We start from the raw sequence: 12,702 nt of genomic DNA on the forward strand, positions 1-12,702 counted from the left end.
TCGACGGCCACAGTACCAACCGACTCACCAGCCTTGATGGGTAAATCACCGAGCCATGCTCAGTGTCACGTTTACCGGTGTCTGCGGCAGGATTGGGGTCAAAGTAGCGGTGTAGGGTTAATTTGACCCGCCCTTCGGTGACCGAGTTGTTTGCGGTCAACGTAACGGTAGTGGTATCGATCGAATCAGCAATGGTGGTAACAGCAGGCGCTGGATTCGGCACCAGATTCTCAAAGTTACCGCCAGCCACACCGGTAATCGTAGTGCTGACCGTCGAGCCATTAGCGTAAACATCGTTGGCCGGGGTATCGACGGCAACAGTGCCAACCGACTCACCGGCCTTGATGGTAATCACCGAGCCATTGCTCAGGGTGACAGTCACTGGCGTCTGTGCTGGGTTAGTCAGCGTAGCGGTATAAGTAATCTGACCGCCTTCGGTCACAGTCTGGCCAGCCGTCAACGTAACAGTAGTGGTATCGATCGAATCAGCAATGGTGGTAATCGCAGGCGCTGGATTCGGCACCAGGTTTTCAAAGTTACCGCCAGCCACACCGGTAATCGTAGTACTGACAGTCGAGCCATTGGCGTAAACGTCGTTAGCTGGAGTATCCACGGCCACGGTGCCAACTGACTCACCGGCCTTGATGGTAATCACCGAGCCGTTGCTCAGTGTCACGTTTACCGGCGTCTGCGCAGGATTGGTCAAAGTAGCGGTGTAGGTAATCTGACCGCCTTCGGTGACCGAATTGTTTGCGGTCAGCGTAACGGTGGTGGTGTCGATCGAGTCGGCGATGGTGGTTATCGCCGGTGCAGTGTTCGGCACCAAGTTTTCAAAGTTACCGCCGGTGGCACTCGCAATCGTGGTGCTAACGGTAGAACCGTTGTTGTAAACATCGTTGGCCGGAGTATCCACGGCAACAGTGCCAACCGACTCACCGGCCTTAATAGTGATCACCGAGCCATTGCTCAGCGTGACAGTCACTGGCGTCTGCGCTGGGTTAGTCAGCGTAGCGGTATAAGTAATCTGACCGCCTTCGGTCACGGTCTGGCCAGCCGTCAGCGTGACGGTAGTGGTATCGATCGAATCGGCAATGGTGGTTACAGCAGGCGCTGGATTCGGAACCAGATTCTCAAAGTTGCCGCCAGCCACACCGGTAATCGTAGTGCTGACCGTCGAGCCATTAGCGTAAACATCGTTAGCCGGGGTATCGACGGCTACAGTGCCAACCGACTCACCGGCTTTGATAGTGATTACCGAGCCATTGCTCAGCGTCACAGTCACTGGCGTCTGCGCTGGATTAGTCAGCGTAGCGGTATAAGTAATCTGACCGCCTTCGGTCACAGTCTGGCCAGCCGTCAACGTAACAGTAGTGGTATCGATCGAATCAGCAATGGTGGTTACAGCAGGCGCTGGATTCGGCACCAAGTTTTCAAAGTTACCGCCAGCCACACCGGTAATCGTAGTGCTGACCGTCGAGCCATTGGCGTAAACATCGTTGGCCGGTGTATCCACGACCACCGTACCAACCGACTCCCCAGCCTTGATGGTAATCACCGAGCCATCGCTCAAGGTGACAGTCACAGGCGTTTGCGCAGGATTGGTCAAGGTCGCGGTGTAAGTAATCTGCCCGCCTTCGGTCACAGTCTGGCCAGCGGTCAGCGTAACGGTGGTGGTGTCGATCGTATCGGTAACCTGGGTGACGGCCGGGGTAGTGTCGGTGGTCAGCGCAAGATTGTTGCCACCGGTTGTACCGGTCACGGTGACGCTGATCTGGCTGGCATCAATGTACGGGCTGTCATTCGCTGCCAGCGGCACGTTGACGGTGCCGGTGGTTTGGCCGGCGGTGATGGTGATCACCGCGCCGTTGGACAGGGTGATGTTGAGGTCGCTTGTCGCCGCCTGTGTCACGGTGGCGGTGTAGGTCAGTACGCCGCCTGCTTCGGTGATGGTCGGGGTCGCGCTCAGGCTCAGGGTCGAGGCCTGCAAGGCTTGGTTGCCCGTGCCGGTGGTGGCCTGGGCGCCGGTGAGCTGAGTCTGCGTCGTGTTGGCCTGGCCGATTGGGGCGGTCGGGAAGCCGATAGTCGGGTCGACGCTGCCGGCGGTTGCGTCCAGTACGACGAAGCTGTGGCCACCGCCGGCTGCGCCATTACCGGCAGCGGCTGGGCCTGCGGCCGTGGCTTCCAGGTCGGTGGTCGGGTCGACACCGGCGGCGATGGCTTGCTGCAGTTCGGCAACCGACGGCGCGGCCTGCTCGGTGGCAGCCGCCAGGTCGAGGCTGGAATCAGGCGTGTCGGCGCTCCACTGGGTATCTCGGCCCAGGTCCAGCGTGCGGCCGTCTGCCAGTTCCAGGGTCACTGAGCCGGACAGGCCGGTATCGACTTGGTCGCCCGCGAACAGGCGGTCGCCTTCAATAAGGACGCGCCGCGCGCCTTCCGGAGAAATAACGAAAACTTGACCAACAATGCTTTTGACGATGGCAACAACACTGCTCATTAAGATTTCTCCGGCGATGCATTTTGATGATTTCCGTATGGCTGCTCACACTGAGAGCGCCAAGCCGGAGGGGCGTAGTCTAATAAGATACTGACGTCAAATAATTGGCTAGAACTTTTAGTTATCTAGTTTATGCCAAACTATTGACCTTACGGGCGCCATCCTAAACAATCGCCCCCGTAATGTCACATTGATATTTACGCGGCGAACCGTCCTACATGTGCGAAGCAGTTCATCTTTTGAACTTTCCGACGTACGGTCATTACGCTACCCATATTCCGATGCAGTGACGTGAATTACTGTGATTTGAAACAAGAAGTCCTGGGGATTTTTCAGATGCGTTTGCACCTGCTTATGGCAATACCGTTCGTTCTCGCCGCCGGTTTCGTACACGCCCAAACATTGCCCCAGGCGATGCAGCAGGCGCTGGATGTGCATCCGGAAATTCAGGCCGGTGTGAACAGCCGCATAGCCGCCGATTACCAACTGCGTGCGGCGCAAGGCGGCTACCTGCCGCGTGTGGACTTGAACGCCGGTTATGGCCGCGAAGGCACCGACAACTCCACCACCCGCGCCGCCAACGTTGCAAACGGTGCAAACCGCGACCAGTGGGATACGCTCAACCGCGGCGAATCCAGCCTGCGCCTGCAACAAATGATTTTTGACGGCTTCGCCACCTCAAGCGAAGTCGGGCGCCAACAAGCCAACGTCAACTCGCGTGCTTACTCTTTGCTCGGCACGTCCGAGCGCACCGCGTTGACCGTCGCTCAGGTCTACCTGGATGTGTTGGCGCGTCGCGAGTTCGTACGCCTGGCTGAAGAAAACCTGCGCAACCACGAACGCATCTACGATCAAATCAAGTTGCGCACCCAACGCGGTGTCGGCAACGGTGCCGACCAGGACCAGGCCGAAGCGCGTCTGGCCCAGGCTCGCAACAACCTGATCACCGAGCAGACCAACTTGGCCGACTCCCAGGTCAACTACCTCAGCGCCGTCGGCCAGATGCCCGACGAGCTTGAGCGCCCGGCACCGTTCATGGCCATGCTGCCGGCGGACTTCAACGAAGCGCGTCGTCAGATGCTCGATAACAGCCCGGTATTGCGCTCGGCGGAGTCGGATATTTCCGCCGCCGAAAGCCAGTACGAAGCCGCCAAGTCGACGTTCTACCCGCGCTTTGACGCCGAGCTTGGCACCAATGCCGACAACAACGTCTCCGGCGATGCCAGCCACAGCAACGGTTGGGAAGCCATGGTGCGCATGCGCTTCAACCTGTTTGCCGGTGGCAGCAACAAGGCTGACCTGCAATCGAAGTCGTACCAGGCCAGCCAGGCCCTGGACATTCGCAACAATGCCTTGCGCCAACTCAATGAAGAACTGGGCCTGGCCTGGAACGCGTTGAACAACGCCAACGCGCAGTTGCCGGTGGCCCAGCAATACGTGGACCACAGCACCCGGGTGCGCACCTCTTACCAGCAACAGTTCGGCCTGGGCCAACGTACCTTGCTGGATTTGCTCGACAGCGAGAACGAATTGTTCACCGCTTCTCGTCGCCTGGAAGAGATCAAGAACATTCAGTTATTTACTCAGTATCGAATCAAGGCGACCATGGGCGAATTGCTCAAAAGCCAAGGCGTAGTCGCACCCATGGCCTCCGTGGTGCAGAACGACGTGAAGCCTAAAGTCCAACTGCCCGGGATGAATTGAGTCACCCCTATAGATAGCCCCATCTGCTAGTCGAGAGTGCACCGCGTGGAATCCGAAGTCAGTCGAGTTCATCTCAGTCATGATCCACGCACGCTGCATGACGACCCGTTACTGGACGGCTTGTTGGCGCTCTGCGCACTGCATCAAAAGCCAGCCAGCGCGGCCATGCTCACCACCGGCCTGCCGTTGCCGGCGCAACGCCTGAGTGCCGACTTGCTGTCACGCGCCGCCGCACGGGCCGGGCTGCAAGGCCGCGTGCTGCAACGCAAACTGGAACAGATCCCGGTGATTGCACTGCCGGCGCTGCTGCTGCTCAAAGACGGCCGCAGCACCGTGCTGGTGGGGTGGCAGGGCGAGGACCACGCGCGCATCCTGCTGAGTGAAAGCGACGGCGGTGAAGTGCTGATCAAGCGTGAGCTGTTGGCCGACGACTACATCGGCAAGGTCTTCTTTGCCCAGCCGCAGCACAAATTCGACGTTAACCACGGCACCCTGATTCCTCGGGCGCGTTCGTGGTTTCGTGACACGCTCAAGCGCTCGCGCTGGCTTTACACCGACGCCATCGCCGCGAGTTTTTTGATCAACATCATCGCCATGGCCGCGCCGCTGTTTGTGATGAACGTGTATGACCGCGTGGTGCCGAACCAGGCCACGGCCACCTTGTGGGTGCTGGCTGTGGGTATCTGTGGCGCGTACCTGTTCGACCTGATCCTCAAAAGCCTGCGCAGCTTGTGCCTGGACCTGGCCGGTAAAAAAACCGACCTGATCATTTCGGCGACGCTGTTTGAACGTATCGTCGGCATGTCGATGAAGTACCGCCCGGCGCGGGTCGGCAGCTTCGCGCAGAACATCCATGAATTTCAGAGCCTGCGCGATTTCCTCGCGTCGCTGACCCTCACCAGCCTGATCGACCTGCCGTTTACCCTGCTGATTTTTCTGGTCATCGCCATGCTCGGCGGGCACTTGGTGTGGATCCCGGTACTCGCGTTCCCAATCGCCTTGGGCATTGGTTATGCGTTGCAAAAACCGCTGGTGGCGACCATGGAGCGGACCATGTCGCTGGCGGCCGAGCGCCAGTCGAGCCTGATCGAAACCCTCGCCGGGCTGGACGCGGTCAAGGTCAATAACGCCGAAAGCGAGCGCCAGTACGGCTGGGAACAGACCATCGGCACCCTCAGCCGGCTTGAGCTGCGGGTTAAGTTGCTGTCGGGCCTGTCGATGAACATGACCCTACTGATCCAGCAATTGGCCGGCGTGATCATGATTGTCTTCGGCGTGTACCAGATCATCGACGGCAACCTCAGCATGGGCGGCCTGATTGCCTGCTACATGCTCAGTGGCCGCGCGCTGAGCCCGTTGGCCTCGCTGTCGGGCCTGCTCACGCGTTACCAGCAAGCCAAGGTCACCATGGCCTCGGTGGACCAGATGATGGAGCTGCCGCAAGAGCGCAATTTTGAAGAGCGCCCGATGAGCCGTCGCACTTTGCAAGGTGCTATCGAGTGCCGGGGCCTGAACTTCACTTACCCGAACCAACAAAACGCCGCGCTGAAAAACCTCAACCTGGTGATCAAGCCGGGCGAAAAAATCGGCATTATTGGCCGCAGCGGCTCGGGTAAAAGCTCCCTCGCCAAACTCATCGTCGGCCTGTATCAGCCCGACTCCGGCGCCTTGCTGGTGGACGGCGTGGACGTGCGCCAAATCGACGTCAGCGAACTGCGCCACAACATCGGTTATGTCGCCCAAGACATCCAATTGCTCGCAGGCACGCTGCGCGACAACCTGGTGTCCGGCGCACGCTATGTCGAGGACGAAATGGTCCTGCAAGCCGCAGAACTGGCTGGCGTACACGAGTTCGCGCGCCTGCATCCGCAAGGTTATGAGCTGCAAGTCGGCGAGCGTGGGCAGAACCTGTCCGGCGGCCAGCGTCAAAACGTCGCTCTGGCGCGTGCACTGTTGCTTAACCCGCCCATCCTGCTGCTGGACGAACCCACCAGCGCCATGGACAACACCGGTGAAGAACGCTTGAAACAACGCCTGCAATCGGTGGTGCAAAACAAGACGGTGGTGCTGGTCACGCACCGCGCCTCGCTGCTCTCGCTGGTCGACCGCTTGCTGGTGGTCGACCGTGGGCAGATCATCGCCGACGGCCCGAAAGCCGTGGTTATGGAAGCGTTGAAAAAGGGGCAAATCAGTGTTGCTTAACTCCATCAAGGGCGCGGTCGGGCGCTACTTCAAAGGCTCCGACTCGCTGCAGGGCCAGCCCTTGCCCGAGGTCAACAAAGCGCTGATCGAAGATGCGCCGCGTGTTATTCGGCTGACCATCTGGGCGATTATCGCGTTCTTTTTGTTTCTGGTGACGTGGGCCGGTTTTTCCAGCATCGACGAAGTCACCCGTGGCGATGGCAAGGCGATTCCGTCCTCCAAGCTGCAGAAAATCCAGAACCTGGAAGGCGGTATCGTCTCCGAGTTGTACGTCAAGGAAGGCCAGATCGTAGAAGCCGGCGCGCCGTTGATTCGCCTCGACGACACGCGTTTTGTTTCCAACGCCGGCGAGACCGAAGCCTTGCGCTTGTCCATGCAACTGCGCGTTGAGCGCTTGAGCGCGCAGGTGGATGACCGCCCGCTGAACATCCCCGCCGATGTGCTCAAAGCCGCGCCGAGCCAGGCCGCCAGCGAGCGCTCGTTGTACGAAAGCCGCCGCCAGCAATTGAAAGACGAAGTCGCGGCTTGCAGGAGCAACTGGTGCAGCGCCAACAGGAACTGCGCGAGTTCACCTCCAAACAAAGCCAATACCGCAGCCAGTTGTCGTTGCAGCGCCAAGAGATCGACATGTCCGAGCCGTTGGTGGCGCAGGGTGCGGTGTCGCCGGTGGAAGTGTTGCGCCTCAAGCGCGCCGAGATGGAAACCCGTGGGCAGTTGGACGCCACCACGTTGGCGATTCCCCGCGCCGAATCGGCGATCAAGGAAGTGCAGCGCAAGATTGACGAAACCCGTGGCAAGTTCCGCAGCGAGGCGCTGACCCAGCTTAACGAAGCCCGCACTGAACTGAACAAGGCCGAGTCCACCGGCCGCGCGCTGGAAGACCGCGTCAGCCGCACGCTGGTGACTTCACCGGTGCGCGGGATCATCAAGCAGTTGCTGGTCAACACCGTCGGCGGCGTGATCCAGCCGGGCAGCGACATGGTTGAAATCGTGCCGCTCAACGACACCTTGCTGGTGGAAGCGAAGATCCGCCCGCAAGACATCGCCTTTCTGCACCCTGGGCAAGAAGCGATCGTCAAATTCACCGCCTATGACTACACCATCTATGGCGGCCTGAAGGCCAAGCTGGAACGCATCGGTGCCGACACCATTACCGATGAAGACAAAAAAACCACCTACTACATGATTACCTTGCGCACCGATCGCAGCCACTTGGGCACTGATGAGAAGCCGTTGTTGATTATTCCCGGCATGGTCGCGTCGGTGGACATCATCACCGGCAAGAAAAGCATCCTCAGCTACCTGCTCAAGCCGATCATCAAAGCGCGGGCCGAGGCGTTGCACGAGCGGTGATCTGTAGTGCCTGCAAGGCCCTCATCGGGAGCAGGCCCTCTCTCACACGGAATTGCAGGCTCTCGTAGAGCGAGCCCACATTTTAAATGTGTCCACACATCAAAATGTGGGAGGGGGCTTGCTCCCGATAAGGCCATCAGCCCACCACAGATCCCAGCCCTAATGCATATCGATATGCACTAACGGTATTTAATCGCGCGTTCTTATATCTATAAAGTCACTCCCCTGTCCGACCGGGAGTGACCTCATGTCCGCCACCTCTACTGTTCCAACAGCGACCCCCACCGCCCAAACATTCGAAATTCGTCCATTCCCCGGCAGCGTCGGCGCAGAGATTATCGGCCTGGATCTGACCCGCCCGGTCAACGATCAGGATTTTGCGCGCATTCACCGCGCGCACCTCGACCACCACGTCGTAGTGTTCCGTGACCAGCGCATCACCCCCGAACAACAGATCGCCTTCAGCCGCCGCTTCGGTGTGCTGCAAATTCACGTGCTCAAACAGTTCCTGTTGGCCAACCACCCAGAAATCCTGATCGTCTCCAACATCATCGAAAATGGCCAATCCATCGGCTTGGGTGACGCGGGCAAATTCTGGCACTCAGACCTGTCCTATAAAGAGCTGCCAAGCCTGGGCTCGATGCTGCACGCGCAGGAATTGCCCGCCGAGGGCGGCGATACCTTGTTTGCCGACATGCACAAAGCCTGGGACCAACTGCCCGAGCACCTGCGCAAGGCCGTAGAAGGGCGCAGCGCCGCGCATTCCTACACGGCGCGCTACAGCGAAACCAAATTCGAAGGCAACTGGCGCCCGACGCTGACGCCCGAGCAACTCGCCCAAGTCGCCGAGGTGGTGCACCTCATCGTGCGCACCCACCCGGAAAACGGCCGCAAGGCGCTGTTCGTCAGTGAAGGTTTCACCACCCGCATCGTTGGCCTGCCGGACGACGAAAGCCGCGACCTGCTGGCCCAGCTCTACGCCCACAGCGTGCTGCCGCAGAACATCTACCGCCACACGTGGCAGCCCCACGACCTGGTGTTCTGGGACAACCGCTCGCTGATCCACCTGGCCGCCGGTTGCCCGAGCCACCTGCGCCGCAAGCTGTTTCGCACCACCATCCAGGGCGACGCGCCTTTCTGATTCGGAGCACGAGCATGTCCAAACACATTCCATTTGCACGCTTGGCTGCGACCATTGGTCTGGGTGTCAGCCTGTTGGCCGGCAGCCTGGTCGCACCGGCCGCCGCGCAGGCCGAAGGCGAGATTCGCATCGCCGAGCAGTTCGGCATCGTTTACCTGCTGCTCAATGTGGTGCGTGACCAGCACCTGATCGAGAAATACGGCAAGCAGGAAGGCCTCGACATCAAGGTCGACTGGACCCAGCTTTCCGGCGGCGCAGCGGTCAACGACGCGCTGCTGTCCGGTTCCATCGACATCGCCGGTGCCGGCGTCGGCCCGCTGCTGACCATCTGGGATCGCACCCACGGCCGGCAGAACGTCAAGGCCGTGGCGTCTTTGGGCAACTTCCCGTACTACCTGGTGAGCAACAACCCGAACGTCAAGACCATCGCCGACTTCACCGAGAAAGACCGCATCGCGGTGCCAGCGGTGGGCGTGTCAGTGCAGTCGCGCTTCTTGCAGTACGCCGCTGCCAAGCAGTGGGGTGACAAGGCATTCAATCGCCTCGACAAGTACACCGTGGCCGTCCCACACCCTGACGCCACTGCGGCGTTGATCGCTGGCGGTACCGAACTGAGCGGGCACTTTTCCAACCCGCCGTTCCAGGAGCAGGCGCTGACCAACCCCAACGTGCACGTGGTGCTTAACTCGTACGACATTCTCGGCCCGAACTCACCGACCGTGCTGTTTGCCACCGAGAAGTTTCGCAACGACAACCCGAAAACCTACAAGGCCTTTGTCGAAGCATTGACCGAAGCCGCGCAGTTCGCGCAGAACGACAAAGCGCGGCCGCCGACACCTACCTCCGTGTGACCAAGGCCAAGATCGACCGAGCCGCGCTGCTGAAAATCATCGAGAACCCCGAGTTCGAATTCAGCGTGACGCCGAAAAACACCTACCCGCTGGCGGAATTTCTGTACCGCGTCGGCGCCATCAAAAACAAGCCTGAATCGTGGAAGGACTATTTCTTCCAGGACGCCAAGCCCCTGCAAGGAAGTTGAGATGAACGCGCCCTTGCAAGGCCACACGGCCAGCAACCTGCACACCACCGAGCCGTTGCTGGCGGTGGACCACGTCAGCCTGGAATACCGCACGCCGGAGCGTGTGGTGCGCGCTACGCACCAGGTGAGTTTCGAGATCGACCCGGCCGACCGCTACGTGCTGCTTGGCCCTTCGGGTTGTGGCAAATCCACCTTGCTCAAGTCCATCGCCGGGTTTATCAAACCCTGCGAAGGCGAGATCCGCTTGCTCGGGCAAAAGGTTGAGCAACCCGGCCCGGACCGCATTGTGGTGTTCCAGGAATTCGACCAACTGCCGCCGTGGAAAACCGTCAAGCAAAACGTGATGTTCCCGCTGCTCGCATCCAAAACATTGAAGCGCGCCGAAGCAGAAGAGCGCGCGCTGCACTACCTCGATAAAGTCGGCCTCAGCGCCTTTGCCGACGCTTACCCGCACACCCTTTCCGGCGGCATGAAAGCGCGGGTGGCGATTGCGCGCGCCTTGGCCATGCAGCCAAAAATTTTGCTGATGGACGAACCCTTCGCCGCCCTCGACGCCCTGACCCGACGCAAGATGCAGGAAGAACTGCTGCTGCTCTGGGAAGAAGTTCGCTTCACGCTGTTGTTCGTCACTCACTCCATCGAAGAGGCGTTGGTGGTGGGCAATCGCATCCTGTTGCTGTCACCGCATCCGGGGCGGGTGCGCGCCGAAATTCACAGCCATCAATACGACCTGCACAGCCTCGGCGGTGTGGAATTCCAGGCGTCGGCGCGGCGTATTCATCGCCTGCTGTTCGATGAAGCGCCCGAGGCCGAACGTGAGTTGGGTTTCGCCGACATCCGCATCGCTTACTGAAGGGGCCGCCCATGCGCCAGGAATTTGAAATTGACCTGCAACCACTGCTCAGCGTGCCTGTGGAACGCGAGCTACCGCTGCGTCAACGCCTATGGCAACAAGGCTGGCTGCGCAAGGGCCTGATCCTGATCGTGCTGGCGATCCTCTGGGAAGCGGTGGCGCGTTACCAGAATAACGACTTGCTGCTGCCGAGCTTTTTGCAAACCTCAGCGGCGCTCTACGACGGCCTGCTCAGTGGCGAATTGCTGAGTAAAGTCAGCATCTCGCTGGTGGTGCTGATCAAGGGCTACCTGATCGGTATCGTGTTGGCGTTCGCCCTGACCACGCTGGCGGTGTCCACGCAGTTGGGCCGCGACTTGCTCAGTACATTGACCTCCATGTTCAACCCGCTGCCAGCCATTGCGCTGCTGCCGCTGGCGCTGTTGTGGTTTGGCCTGGGGCAGAACAGCCTGATATTTGTGTTGGTGCATTCGGTGTTGTGGGCCTTGGCGCTGAACACGTACTCGGGGTTTCTCGGCGTGTCCGAAACCCTGCGCATGGCCGGTCGCAACTACGGCCTCAAGGGCATGCGTTTTGTGCTGTTCATTCTGATTCCGGCAGCGCTGCCGTCGATCCTGGCCGGCCTCAAAATCGGCTGGGCATTCGCTTGGCGCACGTTGATCGCGGCCGAGCTGGTGTTCGGCGCCACCAGCGGCAAGGGCGGGTTGGGCTGGTACATCTTCCAGAATCGCAACGAGCTGTACACCGACAAGGTGTTTGCAGGTTTGGCGGTGGTGATTCTGATTGGCTTGCTGGTCGAAAACCTGGTGTTCGACACCTTTGAGCGGCTTACGGTGAAACGCTGGGGCATGCAGCGCTAAACACGATTGCTGCTACGATTGCGCCCAGTTCACTCCCGACTGATCACGAGTGCTTGGCATGCAACTACCGGACATGAACCTGCTGGTCGCCCTCGACGCCTTGCTCGACGAGGGCAGCGTGGTCGGCGCGGCGCGGCGCATGAACCTCAGCCCGGCCGCCATGAGCCGCACCCTCACGCGTATTCGCGAGGCGGTGGGTTACCCGATCCTGGTGCGCGCCGGTCGCGGTTTGGTGCCGACGCCCAAGGCCCTGGAGTTGCAGGGCCAGGTGCGCAACGTCGTGGAGCAGGCGGCGTTGCTGTTTCGCTCGGCCGACCAAGTGGACTTGAGCACGCTGCGCCGCCGTTTCAGTGTGCGCGCCAACGACTTTTTTATCGGCGTGTATGGCGGTCGTCTGTTCGACACCATGGAGCGCATGGCGCCGTTGTGCGAGCTGTGTTTCGTGCCCGAAGGTGACACTGACGATGAAGCATTGCGCGAAGGGCGGCTCGACCTGCGCGTGAGCAACACCATGCCCGTCAGCCCCGAAGTCAAGGTGCAGAACCTGTTCTCCACCACCTTCGTCGGCCTTGCGCGGGAAGATCACCCGTTGTTTGACCAAGAGATTACTGCCGCGCGGTTTGCCAGCTACTCGCACATCAGCATCTCGCGGCGCGGCATCGCCCGCGGGCCGATCGACACCGCATTGAATGCCCAAGGCCTGGAGCGCCGCGTGGCAATGATCGCCCCGGGTTTCCACGGCGCGATGTTCATGCTGCCCGACTCCGACCTGATCCTGCCGGTGCCCAAAGAGGCGCTCTACAGCGCCAAGCGCCTGAAGTTGCCCCTGCGCGCATTCCCGCTGCCGATCTCCTTGCCCACGCTGGTCCTGGCGCAATCCTGGCACCCGCGCTTCGACAAAGACCCCGCCCACAAATGGCTGCGCGAAACCCTGCGCGAGAGTTGCCACGCCACCTGGCTGCAAGCCCAACCCACCTGAACCTGATCGTTCCCACCGTGTTGCGGGCTGTGTGGATTGCGTCTCGCGCACTTATAAGCTTCGGATAAGTAACTTTT

At 60.2% G+C, this 12,702-nt stretch carries 6 protein-coding genes and 3 pseudogenes; 8 read left to right on the top strand and 1 reads right to left on the bottom strand.

The window, feature by feature from the left end; all coding sequences use genetic code 11:
- Window positions 1-2,494 (bottom strand): annotated as a pseudogene (locus F0169_RS13940) (retention module-containing protein); the annotation flags it as partial.
- Window positions 2,495-2,830: 336 nt separating this feature from the next.
- On the opposite strand from F0169_RS13940, the gene F0169_RS13945 reads away from it, so the two are divergent.
- The 8 genes and pseudogenes from F0169_RS13945 to F0169_RS13980 all read left to right on the top strand — a co-directional run bounded on the left by F0169_RS13945 (window position 2,831) and on the right by F0169_RS13980 (window position 12,625).
- Window positions 2,831-4,198, top strand: coding sequence for a TolC family outer membrane protein (locus F0169_RS13945; RefSeq protein ID WP_058413162.1), 1,368 nt, complete (start codon window positions 2,831-2,833; stop codon window positions 4,196-4,198).
- Window positions 4,199-4,243: 45 nt separating this feature from the next.
- The gene (locus F0169_RS13950; RefSeq protein ID WP_058412995.1) at window positions 4,244-6,400 is read left to right on the top strand and encodes a type I secretion system permease/ATPase; all 2,157 of its coding nucleotides are present in this window, start codon (window positions 4,244-4,246) and stop codon (window positions 6,398-6,400) included.
- Window positions 6,390-7,753, top strand: a pseudogene (locus F0169_RS13955) (HlyD family type I secretion periplasmic adaptor subunit). The gene F0169_RS13950 and the pseudogene F0169_RS13955 overlap by 11 nt, the downstream one beginning before the upstream one ends.
- A gap of 247 nt (window positions 7,754-8,000) precedes the next feature.
- On the top strand, window positions 8,001-8,894 hold the full coding sequence (locus F0169_RS13960; RefSeq protein WP_152746848.1) for a TauD/TfdA dioxygenase family protein: 894 nt from the start codon (window positions 8,001-8,003) through the stop codon (window positions 8,892-8,894).
- A gap of 14 nt (window positions 8,895-8,908) precedes the next feature.
- A pseudogene (locus tag F0169_RS13965) lies at window positions 8,909-9,933 on the top strand (ABC transporter substrate-binding protein).
- 1 nt (window position 9,934) lies between these two features.
- Window positions 9,935-10,786, top strand: coding sequence for an ABC transporter ATP-binding protein (locus F0169_RS13970; protein ID WP_099238182.1), 852 nt, complete (start codon window positions 9,935-9,937; stop codon window positions 10,784-10,786).
- An 11-nt stretch (window positions 10,787-10,797) separates the two neighbouring features.
- On the top strand, window positions 10,798-11,646 hold the full coding sequence (locus tag F0169_RS13975) for an ABC transporter permease (protein ID WP_058413000.1): 849 nt from the start codon (window positions 10,798-10,800) through the stop codon (window positions 11,644-11,646).
- Window positions 11,647-11,704: 58 nt separating this feature from the next.
- Window positions 11,705-12,625, top strand: a complete 921-nt coding sequence (locus tag F0169_RS13980; RefSeq protein WP_152746849.1) for a LysR family transcriptional regulator — start codon at window positions 11,705-11,707, stop codon at window positions 12,623-12,625.
- Window positions 12,626-12,702: the final 77 nt, after the last annotated feature.

It is taken from the genome of Pseudomonas kitaguniensis (assembly GCF_009296165.1).
GTDB classification, from domain to species: Bacteria; Pseudomonadota; Gammaproteobacteria; order Pseudomonadales; family Pseudomonadaceae; genus Aquipseudomonas; species Aquipseudomonas kitaguniensis.

Coding starts and splice junctions, on each gene's coding strand:
- F0169_RS13945 (WP_058413162.1), top strand. CDS start 2,831: ATGCGTTTGCACCTGCTTATGGCAATACCGTTCGTTCTCGCCGCCGGT.
- F0169_RS13960 (WP_152746848.1), top strand. CDS start 8,001: ATGTCCGCCACCTCTACTGTTCCAACAGCGACCCCCACCGCCCAAACA.
- F0169_RS13970 (WP_099238182.1), top strand. CDS start 9,935: ATGAACGCGCCCTTGCAAGGCCACACGGCCAGCAACCTGCACACCACC.
- F0169_RS13975 (WP_058413000.1), top strand. CDS start 10,798: ATGCGCCAGGAATTTGAAATTGACCTGCAACCACTGCTCAGCGTGCCT.
- F0169_RS13980 (WP_152746849.1), top strand. CDS start 11,705: ATGCAACTACCGGACATGAACCTGCTGGTCGCCCTCGACGCCTTGCTC.